This is a genomic window from Brevibacillus thermoruber 423, assembly GCF_000454065.1.
GTDB classification, from domain to species: domain Bacteria; phylum Bacillota; class Bacilli; order Brevibacillales; family Brevibacillaceae; genus Brevibacillus; species Brevibacillus thermoruber.
This window is the reverse complement of sequence record NZ_KE695649.1, coordinates 295,229-316,657: the sequence shown is the minus strand read 5'-3', so window position 1 is coordinate 316,657 and position 21,429 is coordinate 295,229. Positions and strand designations below refer to the sequence as shown.

The following is a 21,429-nucleotide window of genomic DNA, read 5'->3' as shown; positions in this document are numbered from 1 at the left end:
GCACAGGAGAAGCACACCCTTGAAGCACCGCACAGAATAGCAGTGCGGCTGCAAAACATGCCCCTGCTTGGGATAATCGTCGCATCATGGTTACCTCATTTCACTGGTATAACTGCACCATAACCACCATCTTTAGCAAAAGCGGCCTTCTCCAAAGAACAGTTTTCGTTCCCTTACTTGTCCTGCGGATAAATGATCTCTTTGATCAGACCTTCCCCGTCATATATGACCCTCATACCGGGCTCGGGGGCGGGATTTTCCAAGTGGTATACGGGTAAATCCTTTGCTTCTTCCCGAATTTTTTGCACCATTCTCTCTTCTTCCTCAAGCAGTTTCTTTTGTTCGGGTGAGAGTGGCTTTTTCTCGATCGGCTTCTTTTCGGGAACCGGTTCCCCTTCCACAATGATTTTCATCCTGTTGTTTTCGTCAAATTCGATGATCGTCCCCGCTTTCATTTGGTCTGGGATCCGGGTTACTACCTGCCCGTTGTCGTCCTCACGCAATTGTGCTGCCGTAAAAACAGCAACCGTGCCCAATACGAGTACAACAAGCAAAAGAACGCTTCCGCCAGCTTTTCTTAACATAGCGCCCTCCTGGTAACAATTGTGTCCCTCGGCGAATTACAGGTATATTTTACCAACAATCGCAATCAAAAGTATTACAAATGATTTACGAAAAGGCAGTTTTGATTAAATGAGCCTTTCGGTTTGTCGCCGAAAGGCTTTTTACGTTGCCACTTGATACTGTACTGCGTGACATACATGAAATTGTTGAGATAACTGCCGTCAGGGGGGGATTGAGACGTATACGGGATGTCATTGAGGTTGAACCAATTTTCCATCGACATCCCGCCTTCAGAGACTATTGCCGTCCACGTACTCGGTACTTGTAGTCGTCAGGTATTCACCCGAAGTCTGCACAGGTGGAGAGGACGTTTGCGGGCTTGCGGTCGGTCGATTTGCATCAGCAGTGAAGCACCGCATAAAAAGCAGCGCGGCTGCAAAACATGCACCTGCTCTGGATAATCGTTGCATCGTGATTGCCTCATATAACTGTAACCAAGCTTAGCGTTACGAAAGATACTGGATGTACGTTTTATTTATCATCATTTTCATTAAACTCGTAGTAATATCTTCCTTTAAACGACAACGATGACGACCAGGTCAAACCGTATAACTCGACTCCTGTTTTCCAAATGTCAAGGACTGCATCAGGGAGAGCACCATTGTCTCTTTTATATACATATGCAAAAACGTCGTTTTCGAGGTTCCTTGAAGCAATCTTTGTCCCATAACTTGGATTGTCAATCTCGCCTTTTGTCGCACAATCGCCTTTTTTCAACGTATTGTCATTCTCTCCAACCGTATCTGAGTAGTTAGTAAAGCGACCTTCTCCAAGTACGGAACCCGATGTGGTTCCTTTAATCGTAATGCTGTTGTTACTTTTGCCGTATGTGTATGTCCCTGGGGGTTTCCTCGTACCTCTGGGAAGTGGCTTATACGCATTAGGAGAAATATTCTTCGGATAAATAATCTCTCTGATCAAACCTTCCCCGTCATAAATGACCCTCATACCGGGCTGGGGGGCGGGATTTTCCAAGTGGTATACTGGCAAATCTTTTGCTTCTTCCCGAATTTTTTGAACCATCTTTTCTTCTTCCTCAAGCAGTTTCTGCTGTTCTGGCGAAAGAACCTTTCTCATGATTGGCCTCTTTTTGGGAACTGGTTCCCCTTCAACGATGATTCTCATCTTGTTGTCTTCGTCAAATTCTATGATCGTCCCAGCTTTCATTTGATCTGGGATCCGGGTTACTTGTTCGCTGGCGGCAACTTGCGCACTTATTCCTGTGAAGAAAACAGCAGTCGCCAAGGTAATTGATAGCGGAATGATCCTCTTAGTCTTTTTTCGCATGGTTCTCCTTCCTTTCAATAGAATTTTGGATAAGACGTTAATCAGTTTATTTACAACTCTTTCCATTACTCATTTTACCAATTATTCCTATATTTTGAATAGGTACATTTTACTAAATGATATTAATTCCTCATAGTGAAATACGGACTTTTGTCATCTATACAATGAGAAAGATTATTCATCAGACTAAAATTCGCAAAATTTATTTTTAATATTTTGATTATTATGTATATGAATAAATTGATAAACAAAACCTTTCCTTACTCTTTGTCAGCAGAAACCTTTACAGTTGGAAATGCGAGCATACATAAAAAAAGCCTTTCGGATTCTCACCGAAAGGCTTTTCCCTCAAATGCGGCTATCGCTTTTGCACGCGCAGGACGGGAATGTGTTTTCGTTCGTATGTTCCCTCCAGGATGCCGTCGTGAATCACGTTCAGCTTGAGCAGACTGGCGATTTTTCCGGCGTCCGCCCGGGACATCAGCCGCCACAGCGATGGATCGGGCAGGGCATTGTAAACCCGCTCATCGTAGTACTCCCGCCGCTCCTGATAGTGGATGGTCAGCTTGTACGCCCCTGCCTCGGCACCTCCGCTATCCCCATATTCTGCCAACAGTTTCTGCCTCAGGTCGTTCAGCTCTTCCTCGATTTTCTTTTGTGTTTCTTTCAGCTCGTAATAGCGAGCCAACTGCTGTTCCATGCAGGGCGCCCTCCTCGATTCCAGTTTTTCCTCTGGATGTATATGAATCGGGTGGGACACGTAGAACTCTCTTCCCGGGGGAAAGTTAGATAGTTTTGAAAATTAAGATAATAATCCTGTTACTCTACGAATGAAGCAGACACCTGCAATAGGTGGCGACAAGGATTATGCCAAAATCTTGCTTCTTCCGTGCGTCACCCTGCATACAAACGAAAACGAGCGGGATTGCTCCCGCTCGCTCCTATTTCGCCGCGTCGAGCGGGGTTACCCCCAGCTCTTCCAGCTTGGCGTATATATCTTTCAGTTTCGGATTTCCCTCGCCGACAATTTCCCCGGAAATTACGACAAGCGGATACCACAAATCTTCTTCCACAATGCGTTTGGCCCAGCTTTTGTCATCTTCTGTCTCGGGCTGCTGAAAGTCCTTGTACACGATGCGGACGCTGTCGTTTCCGAATTTGCGGGAGACTGCCGCCTGCAGCCAGTCGGCCGTCTCCCTGGCCGACGGCAGGTTGACGCAGCTCGCGCACAACTGCTCGGTGCCGTAGACCTTGATTTCCACGCTCATCTGCTCCGCCCCCTGCTCCTCTTTCCTGTCTCTCAGGAAAGGGCTTGTTCCAGGTCGTCAATCAGATCCTGCACATCTTCAATCCCTACCGAGATGCGGATCAATCCGTCCGTGATGCCCAATTCCGCCCGCCGCTCGGCCGGAATGGAGGCGTGGGTCATGCGGGCCGGGACGCTGATCAGGCTTTCCACCGCACCCAGCGATTCCGCCAGCGTAAAGTACTTCACCTTGGCCAGCACTTCATCGGCCCGTTCGGCGCTGCCGACGTCAAAGGAGATCATGCCGCCGAAGCCGCGCGCCTGTTTTTTCGCCAGCTCGTGGTTGGGGTGGCTGGGCAGGCCGGGGTAGATGACGCGTTTGATGTCGTTCCGCTCCGCCAGCCAGTTGGCCAGTATCCGCGCGTTTTGCTCGTGCTCTTCCATGCGTACGCCCAGCGTCTTCATCCCGCGCAGCAGCAGCCAGGAATCCTGCGGCCCGAGGATGCCGCCGATCGCGTTTTGCAGGAAGTGCAGCTCTTCGCCCACCTTGGCGTCTTTGGCCACGACCAGGCCGGCCACCACGTCGCTGTGTCCGCCCAGGTACTTGGTCGCGCTGTGGTAGACGATGTCGGCGCCCAGTTCAAGCGGATTTTGCCAGTACGGGGTCATGAACGTGTTGTCCACCATCAGCATGATCCCTTTCGCTTTGGCGATCGCGGACAGGGCGGCAATGTCGCTTACTTTTAACAGCGGGTTGGTCGGTGTTTCCATGATGATCGCCTTGGTTTCCGGGCGAATGGCCGCTTCCACCGCAGCCGGATTGCTCGTGTCCACGTAGGTGGCATCCAGTCCCAGGCGGGAAAAGACGCGGGTAATCACACGGTACGTGCCGCCGTACACGTCGTCGCCCACCACGAGATGGTCTCCTTTGGAGAACAGGGAGAGAACCGTGGACAGTGCCGCCATACCGGAGCCGAACGCCAGGCCGCGCGCCCCGCCCTCCAGCTCGGCGATGTAGGTTTCCAGCGCGTGGCGGGTCGGGTTGCCCGTGCGGGAGTATTCATAGCCCTTGTGCTTGCCGACTGCTTCCTGCTTGTATGTGCTGACTTGATAAATCGGAACGGATACGGCTCCCGTATGGGGATCTCCCTCAATCCCTCCGTGGATCAGGCGTGTTTTGATCCGCATCTTATACTCCTCCTTGGTAGATTTTTTTGCTCAAATAACGCTCGCTGCTGTCGGCAAACAAGGTGACGATGTTGGTCCCCGGCTTTGCTGCCCGCGCTTCCCGCAGTGCCGCCGCCATCGCCGCGCCCGCCGAACTGCCCACCAGCAGTCCCTCTTTGGCGGCCAACTGTCTGACCATCTCAAAGGCGTCCACATCCAGGATGGTGTGGATGGCGTCAAAGTAGCTCGTGTCCATAAACGGCGGCAAAAACTCCATCCCGATTCCTTCCGTCTTGTGCGGACCGGGTTCGCCGCCGTTCAGAATGGAGCCCTCCGGTTCGACAATTACGGTTTTAATGGACGGCTTCTGTTCTTTCAGGTAGCGGGCTACCCCCATGAAGGTGCCGCCGGAACCGGCCCCCGCCACAAACACGTCCACGTTGCCCTCCATCTGCTTCCAGATTTCCGGTCCTGTCGTTTTGTAATGAGCCGCCGGGTTGGCCGGATTGGCAAACTGCTGGGGTACGTACGCGCCGGGAATGGACGCCGCCAGTTCCTGCGCCTTGGCGATCGCCCCTTTCATGCCCAGCTCGGTCGGCGTGTTCACCACTTCCGCTCCCAGTGCGCGCATCAGTTCCTGCTTTTCTTCGGAAAACTTGGCCGGCACGCAGAAGATCACGCGATAGCCGGTTCCGATCGCGGCCAGCGCCAGGCCGATTCCCGTGTTCCCCGCCGTCGGCTCGATAATCGTTCCGCCCGGCTTCAACTGCCCGCTCTCTTCGGCGGCGCGGATCAGCTCCAGTCCCAAGCGGTCCTTGACGCTGCCGCCCGGGTTGAAAAACTCCAGTTTTGCAAACAGTCGAACGCCTTCCGGCACATCAAACTGTGTCAGCTCGACAATCGGCGTGTTGCCGATCAATTCCTTCACGTTACGGTATACGTTCACGACACCGACCCCTTATCTTGTTGTTCCTTTTCGCCCCTCTATTATAACATGAGGCCGTGCGAAAAAGTCCATGCGGCACGCCAGCCGGGAACACGATCCGCGGCAAAGTGCCGCTTCGGGCGTATCGGTCATGGATTTATCGGCTCCGGGAGATTATAATAGAGGGAGGATGGAAAGGAGTGAAATTCCCATGGACATGTTCGATCAAGTACAGGAAGTACTCGATAAACTGCGTCCGTACCTGCAGCGCGACGGCGGCGACGTGCAGCTCGTCGATGTAGAGGACGGCGTCGTCAAACTGCGCCTGATGGGCGCCTGCGGAAGCTGCCCTTCTTCCACGATCACGCTGAAAGCAGGGATCGAGCGCGCGCTGCTGGAAGAAGTGCCGGGGATCAAAGAAGTACAGCAAGTATTCTAATGCAAGCGAAAGCCCTTACCGGTTTCTGGCCGGCAAGGGCTTTTCCGTTTTCAGCAGCGTCTTGTGGAAAAAAGCGGCCACCCTCTCTCCGTACTCGTCGGGCATCATGGCGTAGCTGCGCACATGGCCCGCCTGCGGCACCAGCCAGAGCGCGGAATCCGGGTGAGCGGAGAGCGCCCGAAGCTGTTCGCTGTTGCCGCACGGCACGGTTTCGTCGCCGGTGCCGTGGATGAACAGGATCGGCTTGTCGGCCCGCTTCACCGCCATGTACGGCCTGACCTCCGACGGATTGGCCCGCAGCATGACCGGGCTGAGCGTCAGAATCAACCAGTTGAACGGCACCCGCGGCAGGCCTGTCCACTGCGGCAGGTTTTCTTCCAAATACTCGCGCAGCGAATAAAACGGCGAGTCGGCCACCACGGCCTGCACACGCTCGTCTGTCCCGCCGACCAGAAGCGAGGTGGCGGCACCCATGGAAAACCCGATCAGACCGATCTTTTGCCCGGGACGGCTTTGTTCCACGTAATCGATCGCGCCCCGCAGGTCCTGCTGCTCCCGAAGACCGATCGTCGTCAGCGCGGGGGTTGACTCTCCCGCATTGCGAAAGTCAAACATCAGCACGTCGTAGCCGGCGGCCAGCATCCGTGCGGCCAGCGACAGGGCGGGCAGATGCGGTTCCAGCCGGTTTTGCCCGTAGCCGTGGGCAAAGATCAGCGTACAGCCGTTGCCGTCGTGTCCGTTGGCTTCCGCCGGTATGTACCAGCCGCTCAGGGTGATGCCGTCCTCCCGGCTGGGAAAGGTGACGGCTTCCACGTGACCGATGCCGAAGCGGGACGGCTCCATGTCCACCGGTCTGCGGCGCGGGTGCGTCAATTTCCAGGCCACGCGCAGCGCCACGGCCGCCATGCATGCCGCTGCCAGCACCAGACCGGCCACTGTCGCAATCATCCAGTTCATACGGGGGTTACAGGCTCCTTTCCGCTCAGCACGGCAGCGATGTTGGCCGCAGCCAGCCGGGCCATTTCCAGTCGCGTCTGATGTGTCGCGCTGCCGATGTGCGGCAGGGCCACGACGTTGGGCAGCGACAAGAGCGGGTTGTCGAGAGGCACGGGCTCCTGCTGGAACACGTCCAGACCGGCGGCCCAGATTCGTTTGTCGACCAGCGCCCGGTAGAGCGCCGCTTCGTCCACCGTTCCGCCGCGCGACACGTTGACGAACACGGCGGTCGGCTTCATCAGGGAAAACTCCCGCTCGCCCATCAGATGGCGCGTCTCCGCCGTCAGCGGCGTCAGCAGCACGACGTAGTCCGATTCCCGGAGCAGTTCGTCAAACGGCGCGTACTGCGCTCCTGTCGTTCGCTCCGCTTCCGGCCGACGGCTGCGGTTGTAATAGAGAATCCGCATGCCGAAGCCCGCTGCCCGCCGGGCTACCGCCTGTCCGATGCGGCCCATGCCGACGATGCCGAGCGTCGCTCCGTAGATGTTTTGGCCGACCATCAGGTGAGGGTTCCAGGATGTCCACCCGCCGGCCAACAAAAAGCGGTTGGCCTCCACCAGCCGCCGGCCCGCCGCCATCAGCAGGGCAAAGGCCAAATCGGCGGTCGCCTCCGTCAGCACGTCCGGCGTGTTGGTCACGATCACGCCATGCCGTTTGGCCGCCGCCACGTCGATATTGTCGTAGCCGACGGCCATGTTGGCGACGATGCGCAGCCGTTTCGCCCGCATCAGCAGTTCTTCGTCAATCCGTTCCGTCAGCATGGTCAAGAGGGCGCTGGCTTCTTCCGCCTTTTGCAGAAATACCTCTCGGGGGATGGGACGATCCTCCGCCCAAACTTCCACGTCCGCCACCGCCTCCAGCATGGCGATGGCTTCATCCGCCACTTGCCTCGTCACGTACACCATCGGTTTTGTCATCGGCAGGCCTCCACAACCAGTCAATATGCGGAACCGGCGCCCCGTATCGCTGCGCAATCGTCTGCGGATAGCGGCGAAGCGCCTCTTCCATGTTTATCAGTTCTTCCTCCAAGTGTTCTTTCCACGCCGCGACGTCCACTTCCTGCCGCTCTTCCCACGGCAATGCGCGGTACGTCTCCACCAGCTTGAGAAAGCGCCCGGGGTACAGCATCAGGCCGTAAACCACGGCGTATTCGCTTTCCAACAGCGGGCAGACGCTGTTGTACCCGTCCAGGAAACGGGTCACCACATCTTCCTGCCAGCCGTTCCGGCGCACTTCCGCCTTGATCCACTGGCCGATATCGCGCGCCCGCATGTCGAGCACCCAGTTCCATTCGCCGCAGACGTAGCGAACGGCCTCTTCATTCCATAAGATATACCCCTGATCAAAATTTTGGTAGGCAACTTTGCCGCAGTGGGCCGTTTCCTTCACCACGCTGTCGTAACCGGCATGGTACAGGTACTGCACCGCCGTCTCCCCCAACTGGTGAACATAGGTGTAGCTGGTCAGGAGATACTCGTCAAACGGGAATATCTCGCCGTCCGCTTCGTCCATGTCCTCCCGGTAGCCGTTGTACTCGCGCAGTTTTTTCCGCCACATGCCGGGCCAACGGCCGAGCGTGGAGTAAGGCAAAAACAGCTTGTCGCTCTTGAACGAACGGGTCGCCTGATGAAACTGGGCCAGCGCCTGCCCTGCGGCAAACGCCGGATCGTCCGGGACCCCTTCCCGCACGCCCCGGTACAGGTAGTAGATCTGGTCGTCGCTGACGACGTGCGGGTATCCCTCTTTCGTCTTGACCAGCGACAGCATGTTCACTTCCTGCTGCTGCGCCAGTTGTTTTTTCACCCGCTCGATGAACCTGCTTTTGTATTTGGATCCTGCCGGCGCGGTATACAGGTAAAACAGCCCCTGATCCGTCTCCAGCACGGTTCCCGCCCCGGCGGTTCGGCAGCCGTGCAGGGAAAATCCGTATGCTTCTTCCAGCAAGGCTTTGTACTCCATGAGAACAACCTCCCCACACACCTTCTCATGGAGCATGGTATGTAGCGCCGGCGGGATAGGTGCCTATCTCGCTGCAGATACTACCCACGTGCACATACAGCAGCACCTACCAGCCTGACCGGCAATCGCCGCAGGCGGGTACCCAGGAAAGCCGTGGCGAGAGGAGGACAGCGGTGAACCACAACAATCCGCTCAACAGCTACACGTGTTACGACGCCGTCGTCACGCTGATGGAGCAGCGCGGCGTCCACATCGACCACATTGCCGAGATTGTCATGTTTCTGCAAAAAGACTACATTTCCGACCTCTCCATGGACACGTGCCGCGAAAGCGTACGGGCCGTATTGAAGAAGCGGGAAGTGCAGAACGCCCTTTTCACCGGCATTCAGCTCGACATGCTGGCCGAAGAAAAGAAGCTGCTCCCCCCGCTTCAGGACATCATCGCGTCGGATGAACCGCTCTACGGAGTGGACGAAGTGCTGGCGCTGGCCGTCGTGAACCTGTACGGCAGCATCGGGTTCACCAACTACGGGTACGTGGACAAGGTCAAGTACGGCAAGCTGCGGGAGCTAAACGACAAGCGCTTTGGCGTCCACACGTTTCTGGACGATCTGGTCGGGGCCATAGCCGCCGCGGCGTCCAGCCGCATCGCCCACCGCCAGAAGCAGGCGGAGGAAGACTGCCTACCCTCCGATTCTTCGCAGCCAGTCCGCTAGATCGGATGCGATGTGCGTAGGCCGGCAGGGGTGCGTGTCCACGTCCTCCCTCGTGGAGTAACCGGTCAGGACCAGCAGGCTGTCCATACCCGAACGGTTTCCTGCGGCTATGTCGGTATCCAGGTTGTCCCCGACGATCAGCGTCTCCCCGGCGGACGTGCCCAGCCGCGCCAGCGCGTAGTCAACGATGATGCGCTCCGGCTTGCCGACGACCACCGGCTTGACCCCGGACGCCGTGGAGACGGCCGCCACCAGCGAACCGTTGCCGGGAAACAGTCCCTGTTCCGTCGGCAGGGCAGCATCGGCGTTGGTGGCGACCAGTGTGGCCCCCTGCCGGATCGCCCGGGCGGCCGCCGTCAATTTGTCGTAATGGAACGAACGGTCAATCCCCACCACCACGTACCGGGGGCTCTCCTCGCTCATTACAAAGCCGCTGGCCGTCAACTGCGCGATCAGTCCCTCCTCGCCGATGACGTACACCGGCGTGCCGGCCGGAGCCTGCTCCCTGAGAAACTGGGCGGTCGCCATTGCGGAGGTGTAGACCTCTTCCGGCTTCGCGTCGATGCCCAGCCCGGTCAAGCGCGCCGCCACCTGCTCCGGCGAAGCGGACGCATTGTTGGTCAGATACAGGTACGGAATACCCTGTTCGCGCAAATGCCGGACAAACCGGGCGGCTCCCGGAATTGCCTCCCTGCCGCGATAAATGGTTCCGTCCAGATCCAGCAAATACCCCTTGTACTTCTTCATGCTGCGTCATCCTTTCCCCGTTCACAACAAAATCCACCCGGCGACGAGTGGATTTACGCACGTTGTCATTCGTTTAGGCCTGCCGCGCTTCCTTGATTTCAAACACGCATTTGTCTCCGCCCTTGGCCATGCAGGAGGTCTGCACCACGTCGGCTTTCAGCACGCGGCGGAACAGGGAGAGCTCGCAGTTGCACGCCTGGTTGAATTCGCGCGCCACCTGGGAGATGGGACAGTTGTACTCGCGGATGCGGTAGCAGCCGCTCTCTTCGTCCTTTTCCCACTCCACCATGTAGCCCTTCTCGTTTTGCAGTTCGGCCAGCTTGGCGACCCGCTCTTCCAGGGCCTCCTGCTGTATCTGCTTGCGGTATGCTTCTTCCAACCGGTTCTCCCGGCGGCGGAACAGCATTTCCACTTTCCCGGTTCCGTCCATGGCTTCCAAATCGCGCAAAAAGTCGAGCGTCAGATGAGAGTAGTTGCGCGGAAACAGCTCATCTGCCTCCTCCGACAGCGAGTAGACATTGGTCGGGCGTCCCATCGCTTGGCGTACCAGCGTCGATTTGATCAGATTGTCCCGCTCCAGCGTATTCAGATGGCGCCGCACGGCCATCTCCGTGATCCCCAGCTCGACGGCCATGTCGCTGACGGACAGCGAGCCTTTTACCTTGAGCATGTTGAGGATCTGGTCGCGGGTGGAAGTTCCTTCGTTGGCCATCGTAATCACCGCCCTTTCTCTCTATTGTAGCGAATCGGGCCTCTTTAGTAAACAAAAGAAAACGTTTTGTATAAAAAATCCGCGATTCACGCGTCAAAACAGTTCGTTTTGCAGATACGTGCGGACAGCGGGCTCGAACTGGCGAAGCGTCGGCAGGCTGTTTTTCACCAGCTCCACCATCTCCGCCGCCGGTACGCGGGTATACTGGTTGACCAGATGACGGCGGAACTTCACCACGTCCGTCAGCACCCGCGCCTGCTCATCGCTGATCACCCGCTCGTCCCGCAAAATTTCCACGATGTCGGAATAGCTGCCGGGATCGCGCATGATAAAGCCGTCAATCAGCGCGTTGCCTACGTCGATCACCGCCTCGATGGACAGATGCAGCGCCCTCTCCATCGCCGCCTCGGCCACGTCGTCGGCGAGAACGTCCTCCGCTCCCCGGGCCGCCAGCTTGTCCAGCAGGTCGAGCATCCGGGACAGATGAGTCAACACTTCGTCGATCTTTTTCGTATTTACGTCGTACATCGAGAGATCTCCTTTATCATTTTCGCTTTTTCGCTGCCCATTTTGCGTAGAATACGGTAATGACAAACGTCAGCACCAGCACCAGAAGAACCAATTCCCCTTGCCGCAGATAGGAATCGTTCATCGCCTTCACCTCTTTTCATCCATCAGTATACCAAAATTGTCTGGACTGTCACGAATCCCCCTCTCATTTGTGTTACAATGAGGGGTGAGTTTTTGGCGGCACAAGGGGAGGATACGCAACTGTGGAACGCGAACTGGCACTGGAAGTGGTGCGTGTAACGGAAATGGCGGCGCTGGCCTCTTCCCACTGGTTGGGGCGGGGCAGGAAAAACGAGGCCGACGAAGCGGCGACGAGCGCGATGCGCGCCATGTTTGAGACGATCAACATGCGCGGAACGGTCGTGATCGGCGAAGGAGAGCTGGACGAGGCGCCGATGCTCTACATCGGCGAAAGGCTGGGCCATCCGGACGCGACCGGTCCGGAGGTGGACGTGGCCGTCGATCCGTTGGAAGGCACCACGATTGTCGCCAAGGGACACAACAACGCCATGTCGGTGGTGGCCATCGGCGACAAGGGGACGCTGCTGCACGCCCCCGACATGTACATGAGCAAAATGGCGGTGGGCAGGCGGGCCGCCGGCAAGATCGGGCTGGACGACCCGGTGGAAAAGATGATCGAAGTGGTGGCGGAAGCGAACAACAAGCGCATCCAGGACGTCACCGTGATCATCCAGGAACGGGAGCGCCATCAGGCAATCATCGATGCGGTCCGGGAAAAAGGGGCGCGCGTCAAGCTGTTTGGCGACGGCGACGTGGGCGCGGCCATCGCCGCCTGCATGCCGCATACGGGGATTGACCTGTTTCTCGGCACAGGCGGTGCGCCGGAAGGAGTGATCAGCGCGGCGGCGATCAAATGCCTCGGCGGCGACATGCAGGCCCGGCTCCGGCCGCAAAACGACGCGGAACGGCAGCGCTGCATCCGGATGGGGCTGGCCGATCCGGAGCAGCTGCTGACCCTGAACGATCTCGTCAAAGGAGACGACGCGATCTTCGCCGCCACCGGCGTCTCGGACGGCGAACTGCTGCAGGGCGTCCGCTACCTCGGCGACGACATGGTGGAGACCCACTCCATCGTGATGCGCGCCCAGACCAAGACCATCCGTTTTATCCGCGCGCTGCACAATCTCACCCACAAGCCCAATCTCGTATGGAAGTAAGGGGGAAGGAAATGGCCAACGACCTGTTTTTCCTGTACGACGAGACCGAGGAGACCAAGACCCGGTTCGTCAGCTTTATGGGCGAAGCGACGCGCTTTGATCTGGCGATAACGACAACCAACCGCTTTTACGGCAAAAAACTGGTGATCAACATCCAGAACGGCCGCTCCGCCATCATCGGCGACGACGATCTGAAAGAGGAAGGCTACCTGGAGTACGCCTTCAACCTGAACGAAAAAGAAGCGGAAGAACTGCGCTCGTTTTTGCACACCGTGATTTACTGATCCGGGACTGTACACGGTGCATCACTTGGGCAACTCGAACGCGAGGGAATCCGCCCGCCTGCTGCCGGATAGAAGCAGGCTGCTTGCATGGATACGGGCGGAGACGACCGGGGATTCAACGAACCTTTCTCACGCCAAATAAGGGACGGCCTGACATAAAGGCTCGTCCCTTTTTCACCGCACGATGACGGCTCGGCGTGTTAAAAACCGACGCCGTTGTACGACACGAATTCTCCAACCGGCTTGCGATACCCGCGCGGCCGTTGGCTGGAAACGTCTTCCCTGCCCATCGCGATCAAGAGCACGGGCACATAGCGCTCGGGAATATGCAGGACATCGCGGAGGGCCTGCGGATCGAACCCGATCATCGGGCACGTGTCCCATCCCTTTGCTTTGGCGGCCAGCATGAACTGCATGGCGGACAGGCTGGCATTCCGAATCGCCTCTTCGCGCATGAACGCCTCGCCCCGCTCCCGGTAAAACGCAACCGTACTTTCCACGATCATGTCGTATTCCTGTTTGCTGAACACCCCGAGATTGAGCAGCCCCTCGTTGATCTGACCGGCCTCTTCGTACGCCATGGTGTCCCCCAGCACCACGATCGCCGCCGACGCAGTTTTCACCTTATACTGCCGGTGCGCCGCTTCGTACACCTTGTCCTTGAGCGCCTGATCCGTGACCACCACGTACCGGGCGTGCTGCAGGTTAAACGCGGACGGAGCGTATTTGACCAGCGAAAAAATCTCTTCGAAGTCTTCTTTGGGAATCTCGATTCCCTGCACAAATTTGTTGGCCGAGCGCCGCTCTTTTACCACGGAAACGAAGTCTTTCATCCCGGTTCCCTCCCCTTTATTTCCCTACTTAATTACTTTTTATTAGTATATTACCTTTTTGTAGTTAAGTAAAGAAAGGATATCCCTGGTCAGAAACGTTTTCGTTTCCGGTACACCCGCCCATTTCCCTGCGGACAACGCTCCACCCGGGCAGATGTCTCGTATACTGCAACTACAAAGCAGACAACACGAGAGGAGTGCCACATCGCGCGATGCAACCGTATCCCTCCGAACAATCAGGCGATTTTCCGTACGAGTCGCGTAGCCATCAACACCACAGGGAAGATCTGGCCGCCCCGGTGTTTTGGCGGCGGCGGAGAAGGCATCCCCGGTTTGATGTCATCATTCCGTTTGTCTTCCCGTTCGGCGGTTTCTACCCGTATTATTCCTACTATCCACCGTTTCCCTACGCTCCCTACCCATTCTACCCGTTCTATCCGTATTGAGGCTGCCGTTTTGTACCGCCGGCGTGACGGCATGTCGAAGACCCAAGGCATCGATCCGCGCTCAGCGGACGGTGCCTTGTCGCGTTTTTACGCGGGTGTCTCCCGAGCTGGCGATCCTGCTTTTGGTCGGCATGGGCGGAGCGCTGTATGCCTTTTACCGGATATTCCTGATCCTGTTTTGATGTGCGGACCGCGACAAAAAACAACAGCCCGATCCATCGGATTCGGGCTGTTTTCAGGTCAACTGCCAGTGGGCTGGTTTACGATTCCCGTTTTGGTTGGTTGGGACCGGCCGGGATCTTGTCCCGTTCGCGGTTGGTTCGCGGCGCATTCTGACGGCGTTCTTTTCCGCCGTCGCGTCCGCTTTTTTCCCCCTTGGCAAACTTGCTCTTGTTGTCTCCCCGCTCCTGGCGGCCGCTGCGCTCTGCGGACGGGCCGTTCCGCTCGGTTCGTTCCTGTCTGCCGTGGCGCGGGTGGAAACGGCGGCGTTCCTTTCGTTCGATATACAGGGATTGTTCGTCCCTGTCCGATTCCTTGCGCTGGTCGGCGTCCGTCCCCTCGGCTCCGGCATCCGTTTCCTGCCCATGCTGACCCGAGACAGGCGAGGCCGGTTTTACCTTTTTCAGCACGAAATAGGGACAGCCGAAGTTGCAAAACTCGTGCAGGTATTCATCCAACGCGGCGATTCGCTGCTCGAACGGCACTTTGCGGTTGGTGTTCTCGTAAAACCCGCGCAGGCGAAGCTGGCCGTATCCCCAATCCCCCACGATGTAATCGTACTTGTCGAGAATGTCGCTGTAGCGTTCCTTGAACGCTTCCGGGTTCCACCCGTCGCGATTTTCCTCCATGACCTCGTAAGTACCGGCTGGCGTGCGAATCAAGTCCGCTTCCTCCTTACACTTGCATACTACGTCCATCTTATCACATTTTTCGCAGGGGGAGATAAAATTCCCACGAAAACAGCCCCCCCTCGGGGGACACCCTACCTGTAGGGGGTGGAACCATTGAAAAAAACATGGCTGTTTCCTGTAATCGCAGGTCTAGCTTTGGTCGCGTCCGCTTGTACGCCAAACGCCGCTCCGAATTACCGCCAACAAGGCACGACGGTTCAACAGGCCGTTCCCCGCACGCAGTTCGACGGCGTCGGCGTGCGGAACTACGACGGTATCGGCGCGCGTCCTTTCGACGGCCTCGGTACGCGTCCCTTTGACGGTTTGGGTGTGCGCAATTACGATCTGGGCGTGAGAAACACTCCCTACGGCACCGACTACCACAACTACAACGCGTACACCAGCGGCGCCCGTTCGTACAATGCCTTTACGGACGACGGCCGGCGCCCGCTTGACGGCATTGGCGCCCCGTCCATCTATCGCGCCCGCAACGGCGCGGGCGTGATGGCGACGACGATGCCGCGATTGGGCTATGCCCAAATCGACCGGAAGCACGTCCGTACGGCCGGAGCGAACAATGTCTTTGTCGACCGGGAAGCGCTGGCCCGCGCCGTGGGCAACGTGACCGCTACCTGTCCGGGCGTGGACCGCTCCACCGTTCTCGTCACGGACGAGGAGATTTTCGTCGGCCTCAACACGCTGGGCGGCAACGCCCGCACGGCCAAGGAACAGGCGCGCATGGGCGCCCAGTCGATTGCGCCGCGCTACTACAAGGTGTATGTGACCGACAACGCGAACGACATCGCCGAAATCTCCCGGATCGCGAGCCGCGCGAGCAATGTCTCGATGGGGCGCGCCGACGAAGAACGCAGCGTGGATGCCCTGATCAAGCGGATGGGCGGCTTGGTGGACGGCGAAGAAATGAGGACCAAAGGCTCCAGGATGACCACAACCACCCGCTAACGGCAACAAACCCCTATGTCTGACATAGGGGTTTGCGTTTTTCCTGCTTATTTCGCCTGGGCGATCGTTTCCTTGGCGGCGTTGGCCTGTTCGTGGGCGTGGTACGAGCTGCGCACCAGCGGTCCCGCCTCCACGTGGCTGAACCCGCGCTTCATGCCCTCTTCCTTGAGTCGGGCAAACTCGTCGGGGTGGTAGTACTTTTCTACGGGCAGGTGCTTTTTGGTCGGCTGCAGGTACTGGCCGATGGTCATGATGTTGACGTCGACCGCGCGCAGATCGTCCATGGTTTCCAGAATCTCCTCGAACGTCTCGCCTACCCCGATCATCAGGCTGGACTTGGTCGGGATGTCCGGCTGCAGTTCCTTGGACTTTTTCAAAAGCGCCAGCGTCCGGTCGTACTTGGCGCGTGCCCGCACCCGGTCGGAGAGGCGGCGCACCGCTTCGATGTTGTGGTTCAGCACGTCAGGCCGGGCATCCATGACGACTTTGAGCGCATCCCAGTTGCCCATGAAGTCAGGGATCAGCACCTCTACAGAGGCGAGCGGCAGGCGGCGGCGAATCGCCTTGATCGTCTCCGCGAAGATCATCGCCCCGCCGTCCGCCAGATCATCGCGGGCGACCGAGGTGACGACGACGTGTTTCAACCCCATCTGCTCTGCGGCTTCCGCCACGCGTTCCGGCTCGGCCAGGTCCAGCTCCGTCGGCAGGCCGGTCTTCACCGCGCAAAACCGACAGGCCCGGGTACATATATCACCCAAAATCATGAAGGTGGCCGTACGGTTGGCCCAGCATTCATGAATGTTGGGACACTTTGCTTCCTCGCATACGGTATGCAGCGTCTTGCTGCGCATGGTCTGCTTCAGTTCCTTGAAGTTGGCCAGTTCTTTTCCTGATACAAGGTTGATCTTGAGCCACTCCGGTTTGCGTTGCGTCATAGGGCTCACTCCTCATTGGACTTGGTCATCCTCCATTATAGAGGAACGCCTTTGGGGGGAGCAATATCCGCTCCCGTTTCGGGTGTACGGCCGCCCGCCCCGCCAGACGCCCGGACCGGTGAAGCCCGCCGGCCCTGTCCGTTTCGGCCGCGTTACAGCTGGTGAACCATGTGCCGGTCCGATCCCCGCAGGTACGGTTCCAACAGCGTCAGCTCCCGCTCCTGACAGGTGAACAGGAACACCTGATGCTCTTCGCTCAGTTCCGCCACAAAGGTCAGCGTCCGCTCCAGCCGCTCCTGATCGTAATGGGCGAAATGGTCGTCGAGAAACAGCGGCAGCGGCTCCGTCTGCCGGCTGACGAGGCGCAGCAGCGCCACCCGCTGCGCAAAGTAGAGCTGATCCTGCGTGCCCAGGGAGCACTGTTCCTGCTCCACGACCAGATGCCGGTCGGGTTCCAGCAGCCGGACCGCAAACCGTTCGCGCGGGTCCAGCCGCACATCCCGGTACCTGCCGCCCGTGATTCGCGCCATCACATCGGAAGCCAGTCCGTTCAGGACAGGAGAGACGTCCCGATTCCATTCCGCCAAAGCCTCCTGCAGCGTGTCGCGGGCGAGCTGCAGCGCTTCCCTCCGCATCTGCAGGCTGCGCAGGGCGGCCGCGGCGTCCTCGTACTCGCTGCGTGCCCGCGCAACCGATACCGCGTCATGGCTCCCCATCTCGCCCGATGCCCGGGCGATCTGCTCCCGCAGCTCCTGCAGCCGCTCTTCCGTCTCCCTCAGCGACTGCACGAGACCGTCCCGTTCCCTGTCCCGTTCCGCTTTTTCCGCTTCCAGCAAGGAGCGCAGCGCATCCCCCCAGCGGGCGAGCAGCCGCGCTTCCTCCTCGCGCCGCTTCCACTCCGCCGCCTGCCTGTCCGCTTCCCGCTGCCGGCTGCGGTTCATCTGTTCTTCCCGGAGCAGGAGGAACGCGTCCCAATCAGCCGCGTTCCATTCCCGATAGATGTCGCAAAGCTCCGCTTCCAGGCGGTCCGCCTCCTGCTGCAGGCGCCGCCACTCCTCGATGACGGCCGGCACGCGCTGGTTTCCGCGTGCGCGTCTGCGTCTCCACGCGCCCGCCGCGGCCAAGAAGACGGCCAGTACGCTGGCGATCCAGCCAAACGCGCCTCTCCCTGCCGCAAAGGCGCCCGCCGCCAGCGCCATCAGCAGGCCGCTGCCCATCCACAACAGCCGGTGTGCGGAAAGCCCCCCGGCGGCTTTTCGTCCCTGCCGCGGCCGCTCCGTTCCGGCGATGGCGGATGCGGCCAGGCGGTTCACCTGTTCCCGGCACGCTTCCCACGCCCTGCGCAGCTCCACGGCCCGCTGGTAGGCCGCCTCCAGCCGTTCCCGTTCCGCTCCCGGCTCCGTATCGGCATCGGGGACAGACCGGGCGGCCAGCGCAGCCAGCCGCTCCCGCGTCTCCCGGTGCAGGCGGCGCTCTTCCGCCGTGACGGCATTCCGCTCCCACTCCTCCCACTGTTCAGGGGAAGGAGGAACGTGGCTATGCCGCCAGCGCGCCTGCCACTCCGCTTCTTCCTGTTCCATCCTCTGCAGGCGCTGCTGCAGCTTCTCCCGCGCCCGCTCCCGTTCCTTTCGCTCCGCTTCCCAATCCGCGATGTGCCGGGCCAGACTGCTCGCAGCAGCCCACCCCGCTTCCGCTTCGGCCAGGGCACGCTCTTTTTCTGCGACGTGGGCGCCTGCTTTTCCCAGCAGCGTATTTTCCGCCCGCTCCTTTTTCCCGATGGCCGCCAGTTCCCGCTCCAGTTCCGCCAGGACCCGGTTGACAGCCGGGTCGGCTTCGTCCGTGCCCAGCGAGGGCAGCAGGTGCTCCGCCGCCGCAATCGGCTCCCGCCTGATCCAGGTGACATCGGTAAACAGGCTGCGCGTCAATCCGAGATGCAGCTCGAGAAAATTGCGCTCCTTTCGCCGGTCTTCCTGGTACAGGCCGGTTACCTCCGACCAGTCCGGATTGAGAAACAGCCGCGCCTGCTCCCGCTCCTTTTCCAGCCAGCGGTGCAGCCGGTAGGATTTTCCTGCCACTTCGTACTGGACAATGGTTTCGTACGCCCCGCCGTCCCAGGGCAGGTACTTCTCGTATTCCGGCAGGTAGCGGGCCGTCCGGACGTAGTCTTTTTTCATCCCGTACAGCGCGGCAAACAGCCCCTGCAGCAGGGTGGATTTGCCCGCTTCGTTGGGGGCGCAAAACAGGTTGATGCCCGGGGCGAAGCGGAATACCGCCTCACGCCATTTGCCGAATCCCCGGAGCTGCAGTTCGTCGATTCTCACCGCATGATCCCCCCGATTCGCGCCAGCGCTTCCCGGCGGGCCATCCGGACGACGTCACGGCGCCATTCGTCGGCCCCTTCCGCCTCCGCTTCCGCTTCTGCCAGCTTGGACAGCCACCTGCCCCAGACGCCGGACTGGGCTTGCAGTTGTTCCGCGTCCAGATCGGGCCAGGTGCGGTCCGTGCACTGCACGTAAAAGAAACGGGACAACCGCTGCTCCAGCACCTCCACCGGCGGCGTGAAGTGGGCGGGCCGCTCCCCCGTCAGCGTCAGGTACAGCAGGCGGCCGTCCCCCTCGTCGGCCAGCCCCCGCTCCAGCACATTGACGAGCTGTTCCGTCGTCTCCGCCCCCGCCACGTCCACCTCCCGCCTGGAGATGATGCGGCTTTGCACCGGCACGTGCTCCAGCCGGAGGCGTCCGTCTCCGTCCAGCTCACCCAAAATGACAAAACGCTCCCCCGCTTCTTTGGCGGAAAGCCCTTCCGGCGAACCTGGATAGGCGGCAAACGGCGTCTGGCTGATCGGGTGGAGAAACACGGCCGGCTTGTGGATATGGCCCAGCGCGATGTAGTCCATGCCCGCCGCAGCCAGTTCTTCCAGCGTTACCGGCGCGTACGGATGATGCCCGTCCGCCCCGCCGTTGACCACGCTGCCGTGCAGCACCATCAGGTGGTGACGGTACCCGTGCAGCCGGCCGGGAAAGGCGGGCAGCGGCGATTCGTACACGTGCGGCTGGGGAAAGCCCCATCCGTAGACGACGCAGGATTTGTCCGGGAATTCGTACGCCCCCCATTCCGGCGTAAACCAGAAGACATTGCCCGGCCACTCCAGCGTCCGGTAATAGGAGTCGGGATGCCACGGATCGTGGTTGCCCGGCGCGATGCAGACCGGCACCGGTGCCACGCTGGCAAACAAATCGCGCAAAAAGAGTGCGGTGGAGCGCCTCCCTCCGTGGTATTCCAGCAGGTCTCCGGCGATCAGCCAGAAATCGGCCTGCCTGTCCAGCACCAGGTCGCGGATGGTCCGCATCGTCCGGCGAAAGTCGTCCTGCCTGAGCTCGTACAGGGCGGACAGCGTCTGAAGCGGCGCATCCAAATGGACGTCCGCGGTATGGATAAACCTCAGCATGTGAACCTCCCCGACATGACAGCGCCCCGCTGCCGTGATACACTTTGGTCAACGGATGAATCGTCACGCGAACATATTTTCCCTTTCATGATACAGGAAAAAACAACCGATTGAAAAGGAGCGATTGCGATGCGCATAGCGTATCTGGACTGTTTTTCCGGGCTCAGCGGCGACATGCTGCTGGCCGCGCTGGTGGACGCGGGGGCGGACCGCGGCCGGATCGAACAGGAACTGCGCAAACTGCCGCTGGGGCCGTTTCGACTGGAGTGGAAAACCGTCGTCAAAAAAGGCGTCAGCGCACTAAAACTGGACGTCGTCGACGAGGAGCAGGAACGCGCCCGCGAGCTCAAGAAGCTGCCCGTTCTGGCCGGCCACCATCACGGTCATGGCGACCACGGACACGAGCATGACCACGGGCATCATCATCACGACCATGGGCATCACCACCACGATCACGGGCATCACCACGATCACGGCCATCATCACGACCACGGCCATCATCACGACCACGGCCATCACTACCGCCGCTACAAGGAGATCGCCGAGATGATCGATGCGGCCGAACTGGCTCCGCGAGTTGCGGCCCGGGCCCAGGCCGTGTTTGAAAAAATCGCGGTCGCCGAGGCAAAAATCCACAACGTCCCGGTGGAAACGGTCCACTTTCACGAAGTGGGGGCGCTGGACTCGATCGTGGACGTTGTCGGGATCGCCCTGGCCCTGGAAGAACTGGAGATCGACCAGTTGTACGCCGGTCCCGTCCCCACCGGCAACGGCTATGTCCGCTGCGACCACGGGCTCTATCCGGTCCCCGCTCCGGCGACGATGGAGATGCTCAAAGGCATTCCCCTGCGCCGCACCAACATCCAAAAGGAGCTGACCACGCCCACGGGGGCGGGCGTCGCGGCGGCCCTGGTTCGCGAGTTTGGGCCGCTGCCGGCGATGACCGTGGAAGCGATCGGCTACGGGGCCGGCACGCGCGATCTGCCCGACCAGCCCAACGTCCTGCGCGTGCTGATCGGCCGTCCCTGATGAGCAAAAAAACAGCCTTGCCCGCTTTTCCGGCG

The 21,429-nt window shown here is 59.4% G+C and carries 24 protein-coding genes; 6 read left to right on the top strand and 18 right to left on the bottom strand.

Annotated features, from left to right (window positions below; all coding sequences use genetic code 11):
- Window positions 1-173 precede the first annotated feature (173 nt).
- The 6 genes from M516_RS22875 to cysK form a co-directional block, all read right to left on the bottom strand.
- Window positions 174-584: a hypothetical protein gene (locus M516_RS22875; RefSeq protein ID WP_051188116.1), complete on the bottom strand. Its 411-nt coding sequence runs from the start codon at window positions 582-584 to the stop codon at window positions 174-176.
- Between the two features lie 511 nt (window positions 585-1,095).
- Window positions 1,096-1,911 carry a hypothetical protein gene (locus M516_RS24275; RefSeq protein WP_051188115.1) on the bottom strand — a complete coding sequence of 272 codons (816 nt, stop codon included), beginning with the start codon at window positions 1,909-1,911 and terminating at the stop codon, window positions 1,096-1,098.
- 358 nt (window positions 1,912-2,269) lie between these two features.
- Window positions 2,270-2,611, bottom strand: coding sequence for a hypothetical protein (locus tag M516_RS0106415; protein ID WP_029098393.1), 342 nt, complete (start codon window positions 2,609-2,611; stop codon window positions 2,270-2,272).
- Between the two features lie 241 nt (window positions 2,612-2,852).
- Complete coding sequence (locus M516_RS0106410; RefSeq protein ID WP_029098392.1) at window positions 2,853-3,179, bottom strand: YuzD family protein; 327 nt, start codon at window positions 3,177-3,179, stop codon at window positions 2,853-2,855.
- A gap of 32 nt (window positions 3,180-3,211) precedes the next feature.
- On the bottom strand, window positions 3,212-4,345 hold the full coding sequence (locus tag M516_RS0106405) for a bifunctional cystathionine gamma-lyase/homocysteine desulfhydrase (protein ID WP_029098391.1): 1,134 nt from the start codon (window positions 4,343-4,345) through the stop codon (window positions 3,212-3,214).
- Window position 4,346: 1 nt separating this feature from the next.
- A complete protein-coding gene (gene cysK / locus M516_RS0106400; RefSeq protein ID WP_029098390.1) occupies window positions 4,347-5,270 on the bottom strand; it encodes a cysteine synthase A in 924 nt (307 codons plus the stop codon).
- A gap of 190 nt (window positions 5,271-5,460) precedes the next feature.
- Between cysK and M516_RS0106395 the strand changes: the two genes are divergently transcribed.
- Window positions 5,461-5,688, top strand: coding sequence for a NifU family protein (locus tag M516_RS0106395; protein ID WP_029098389.1), 228 nt, complete (start codon window positions 5,461-5,463; stop codon window positions 5,686-5,688).
- A gap of 15 nt (window positions 5,689-5,703) precedes the next feature.
- On the opposite strand, the gene M516_RS0106390 is transcribed toward M516_RS0106395, so the two are convergent.
- Genes M516_RS0106390 through M516_RS0106380 form a run of 3 tightly spaced genes read right to left on the bottom strand, consistent with a single transcriptional unit; the run spans window position 5,704 to window position 8,643 of the window.
- A complete protein-coding gene (locus M516_RS0106390) occupies window positions 5,704-6,645 on the bottom strand; it encodes an alpha/beta hydrolase (protein WP_029098388.1) in 942 nt (313 codons plus the stop codon).
- Entirely contained in the window at window positions 6,642-7,601 is a 960-nt protein-coding gene (locus tag M516_RS0106385; RefSeq protein WP_029098387.1) for a 2-hydroxyacid dehydrogenase, read from the bottom strand. Before M516_RS0106385 ends, M516_RS0106390 begins: the two co-directional genes overlap by 4 nt.
- Entirely contained in the window at window positions 7,558-8,643 is a 1,086-nt protein-coding gene (locus M516_RS0106380; RefSeq protein WP_029098386.1) for a hypothetical protein, read from the bottom strand. Before M516_RS0106380 ends, M516_RS0106385 begins: the two co-directional genes overlap by 44 nt.
- A 230-nt stretch (window positions 8,644-8,873) precedes the next feature.
- On the opposite strand from M516_RS0106380, the gene M516_RS0106375 reads away from it, so the two are divergent.
- Window positions 8,874-9,359, top strand: coding sequence for a phosphatidylglycerophosphatase A family protein (locus tag M516_RS0106375; RefSeq protein WP_044900443.1), 486 nt, complete (start codon window positions 8,874-8,876; stop codon window positions 9,357-9,359).
- On the opposite strand, the gene M516_RS0106370 is transcribed toward M516_RS0106375, so the two are convergent.
- The 4 genes from M516_RS0106370 to M516_RS0106355 form a co-directional block, all read right to left on the bottom strand.
- Window positions 9,327-10,106 carry a TIGR01457 family HAD-type hydrolase gene (locus M516_RS0106370; RefSeq protein WP_029098384.1) on the bottom strand — a complete coding sequence of 260 codons (780 nt, stop codon included), beginning with the start codon at window positions 10,104-10,106 and terminating at the stop codon, window positions 9,327-9,329. The two genes, M516_RS0106375 and M516_RS0106370, sit on opposite strands and share 33 nt — an antisense overlap.
- Before the next feature lie 73 nt (window positions 10,107-10,179).
- A complete protein-coding gene (locus tag M516_RS0106365) occupies window positions 10,180-10,818 on the bottom strand; it encodes a helix-turn-helix transcriptional regulator (RefSeq protein ID WP_029098383.1) in 639 nt (212 codons plus the stop codon).
- A gap of 93 nt (window positions 10,819-10,911) precedes the next feature.
- Entirely contained in the window at window positions 10,912-11,346 is a 435-nt protein-coding gene (gene hepT / locus M516_RS0106360) for a type VII toxin-antitoxin system HepT family RNase toxin (RefSeq protein ID WP_029098382.1), read from the bottom strand.
- A gap of 16 nt (window positions 11,347-11,362) precedes the next feature.
- On the bottom strand, window positions 11,363-11,470 hold the full coding sequence (locus tag M516_RS0106355; protein WP_029098381.1) for a hypothetical protein: 108 nt from the start codon (window positions 11,468-11,470) through the stop codon (window positions 11,363-11,365).
- Window positions 11,471-11,591: 121 nt separating this feature from the next.
- Here M516_RS0106355 and glpX point away from each other — a divergent pair, with 121 nt between their 5' ends.
- Window positions 11,592-12,566 carry a class II fructose-bisphosphatase gene (gene glpX, locus M516_RS0106350; protein WP_029098380.1) on the top strand — a complete coding sequence of 325 codons (975 nt, stop codon included), beginning with the start codon at window positions 11,592-11,594 and terminating at the stop codon, window positions 12,564-12,566.
- A gap of 11 nt (window positions 12,567-12,577) precedes the next feature.
- Window positions 12,578-12,850, top strand: a complete 273-nt coding sequence (locus tag M516_RS0106345; RefSeq protein WP_029098379.1) for a DUF3055 domain-containing protein — start codon at window positions 12,578-12,580, stop codon at window positions 12,848-12,850.
- Between the two features lie 200 nt (window positions 12,851-13,050).
- Here M516_RS0106345 and M516_RS0106340 read toward each other — a convergent pair whose 3' ends face one another.
- Window positions 13,051-13,683 (bottom strand): nitroreductase family protein, encoded by a 633-nt coding sequence (locus M516_RS0106340; protein WP_029098378.1) that lies wholly within the window; start codon window positions 13,681-13,683, stop codon window positions 13,051-13,053.
- Window positions 13,684-14,389: 706 nt separating this feature from the next.
- Entirely contained in the window at window positions 14,390-15,010 is a 621-nt protein-coding gene (locus M516_RS0106330) for a YutD family protein (protein ID WP_416358647.1), read from the bottom strand.
- Between the two features lie 114 nt (window positions 15,011-15,124).
- Between M516_RS0106330 and M516_RS0106325 the strand changes: the two genes are divergently transcribed.
- Entirely contained in the window at window positions 15,125-15,982 is an 858-nt protein-coding gene (locus M516_RS0106325; protein ID WP_238550919.1) for a YhcN/YlaJ family sporulation lipoprotein, read from the top strand.
- A 47-nt stretch (window positions 15,983-16,029) separates the two neighbouring features.
- On the opposite strand, the gene lipA is transcribed toward M516_RS0106325, so the two are convergent.
- The 3 genes from lipA to M516_RS0106310 all read right to left on the bottom strand — a co-directional run bounded on the left by lipA (window position 16,030) and on the right by M516_RS0106310 (window position 20,365).
- Window positions 16,030-16,917, bottom strand: coding sequence for a lipoyl synthase (gene lipA, locus M516_RS0106320; RefSeq protein WP_029098374.1), 888 nt, complete (start codon window positions 16,915-16,917; stop codon window positions 16,030-16,032).
- A gap of 152 nt (window positions 16,918-17,069) precedes the next feature.
- Window positions 17,070-19,238, bottom strand: a complete 2,169-nt coding sequence (locus M516_RS0106315) for an ATP-binding protein (RefSeq protein WP_029098373.1) — start codon at window positions 19,236-19,238, stop codon at window positions 17,070-17,072.
- Window positions 19,235-20,365, bottom strand: a complete 1,131-nt coding sequence (locus M516_RS0106310) for a metallophosphoesterase family protein (RefSeq protein ID WP_029098372.1) — start codon at window positions 20,363-20,365, stop codon at window positions 19,235-19,237. Before M516_RS0106310 ends, M516_RS0106315 begins: the two co-directional genes overlap by 4 nt.
- Window positions 20,366-20,494: 129 nt before the next feature.
- Here M516_RS0106310 and larC point away from each other — a divergent pair, with 129 nt between their 5' ends.
- The gene (gene larC, locus M516_RS0106305) at window positions 20,495-21,394 is read left to right on the top strand and encodes a nickel pincer cofactor biosynthesis protein LarC (protein WP_029098371.1); all 900 of its coding nucleotides are present in this window, start codon (window positions 20,495-20,497) and stop codon (window positions 21,392-21,394) included.
- Window positions 21,395-21,429: the final 35 nt, after the last annotated feature.

What these genes read in the sequence shown, in the direction of transcription:
- M516_RS22875 (WP_051188116.1), bottom strand. Translation starts at nt 584, where the DNA reads ATGTTAAGAAAAGCTGGCGGAAGCGTTCTTTTGCTTGTTGTACTCGTA.
- M516_RS24275 (WP_051188115.1), bottom strand. Translation starts at nt 1,911, where the DNA reads ATGCGAAAAAAGACTAAGAGGATCATTCCGCTATCAATTACCTTGGCG.
- M516_RS0106415 (WP_029098393.1), bottom strand. Translation starts at nt 2,611, where the DNA reads ATGGAACAGCAGTTGGCTCGCTATTACGAGCTGAAAGAAACACAAAAG.
- M516_RS0106410 (WP_029098392.1), bottom strand. Translation starts at nt 3,179, where the DNA reads ATGAGCGTGGAAATCAAGGTCTACGGCACCGAGCAGTTGTGCGCGAGC.
- M516_RS0106405 (WP_029098391.1), bottom strand. Translation starts at nt 4,345, where the DNA reads ATGCGGATCAAAACACGCCTGATCCACGGAGGGATTGAGGGAGATCCC.
- M516_RS0106395 (WP_029098389.1), top strand. Translation starts at nt 5,461, where the DNA reads ATGGACATGTTCGATCAAGTACAGGAAGTACTCGATAAACTGCGTCCG.
- M516_RS0106390 (WP_029098388.1), bottom strand. Translation starts at nt 6,645, where the DNA reads ATGAACTGGATGATTGCGACAGTGGCCGGTCTGGTGCTGGCAGCGGCA.
- M516_RS0106385 (WP_029098387.1), bottom strand. Translation starts at nt 7,601, where the DNA reads ATGACAAAACCGATGGTGTACGTGACGAGGCAAGTGGCGGATGAAGCC.
- M516_RS0106380 (WP_029098386.1), bottom strand. Translation starts at nt 8,643, where the DNA reads ATGGAGTACAAAGCCTTGCTGGAAGAAGCATACGGATTTTCCCTGCAC.
- M516_RS0106375 (WP_044900443.1), top strand. Translation starts at nt 8,874, where the DNA reads ATGGAGCAGCGCGGCGTCCACATCGACCACATTGCCGAGATTGTCATG.
- M516_RS0106370 (WP_029098384.1), bottom strand. Translation starts at nt 10,106, where the DNA reads ATGAAGAAGTACAAGGGGTATTTGCTGGATCTGGACGGAACCATTTAT.
- M516_RS0106365 (WP_029098383.1), bottom strand. Translation starts at nt 10,818, where the DNA reads ATGGCCAACGAAGGAACTTCCACCCGCGACCAGATCCTCAACATGCTC.
- hepT (WP_029098382.1), bottom strand. Translation starts at nt 11,346, where the DNA reads ATGTACGACGTAAATACGAAAAAGATCGACGAAGTGTTGACTCATCTG.
- M516_RS0106355 (WP_029098381.1), bottom strand. Translation starts at nt 11,470, where the DNA reads ATGAACGATTCCTATCTGCGGCAAGGGGAATTGGTTCTTCTGGTGCTG.
- M516_RS0106345 (WP_029098379.1), top strand. Translation starts at nt 12,578, where the DNA reads ATGGCCAACGACCTGTTTTTCCTGTACGACGAGACCGAGGAGACCAAG.
- M516_RS0106340 (WP_029098378.1), bottom strand. Translation starts at nt 13,683, where the DNA reads ATGAAAGACTTCGTTTCCGTGGTAAAAGAGCGGCGCTCGGCCAACAAA.
- lipA (WP_029098374.1), bottom strand. Translation starts at nt 16,917, where the DNA reads ATGACGCAACGCAAACCGGAGTGGCTCAAGATCAACCTTGTATCAGGA.
- M516_RS0106310 (WP_029098372.1), bottom strand. Translation starts at nt 20,365, where the DNA reads ATGCTGAGGTTTATCCATACCGCGGACGTCCATTTGGATGCGCCGCTT.
- larC (WP_029098371.1), top strand. Translation starts at nt 20,495, where the DNA reads ATGCGCATAGCGTATCTGGACTGTTTTTCCGGGCTCAGCGGCGACATG.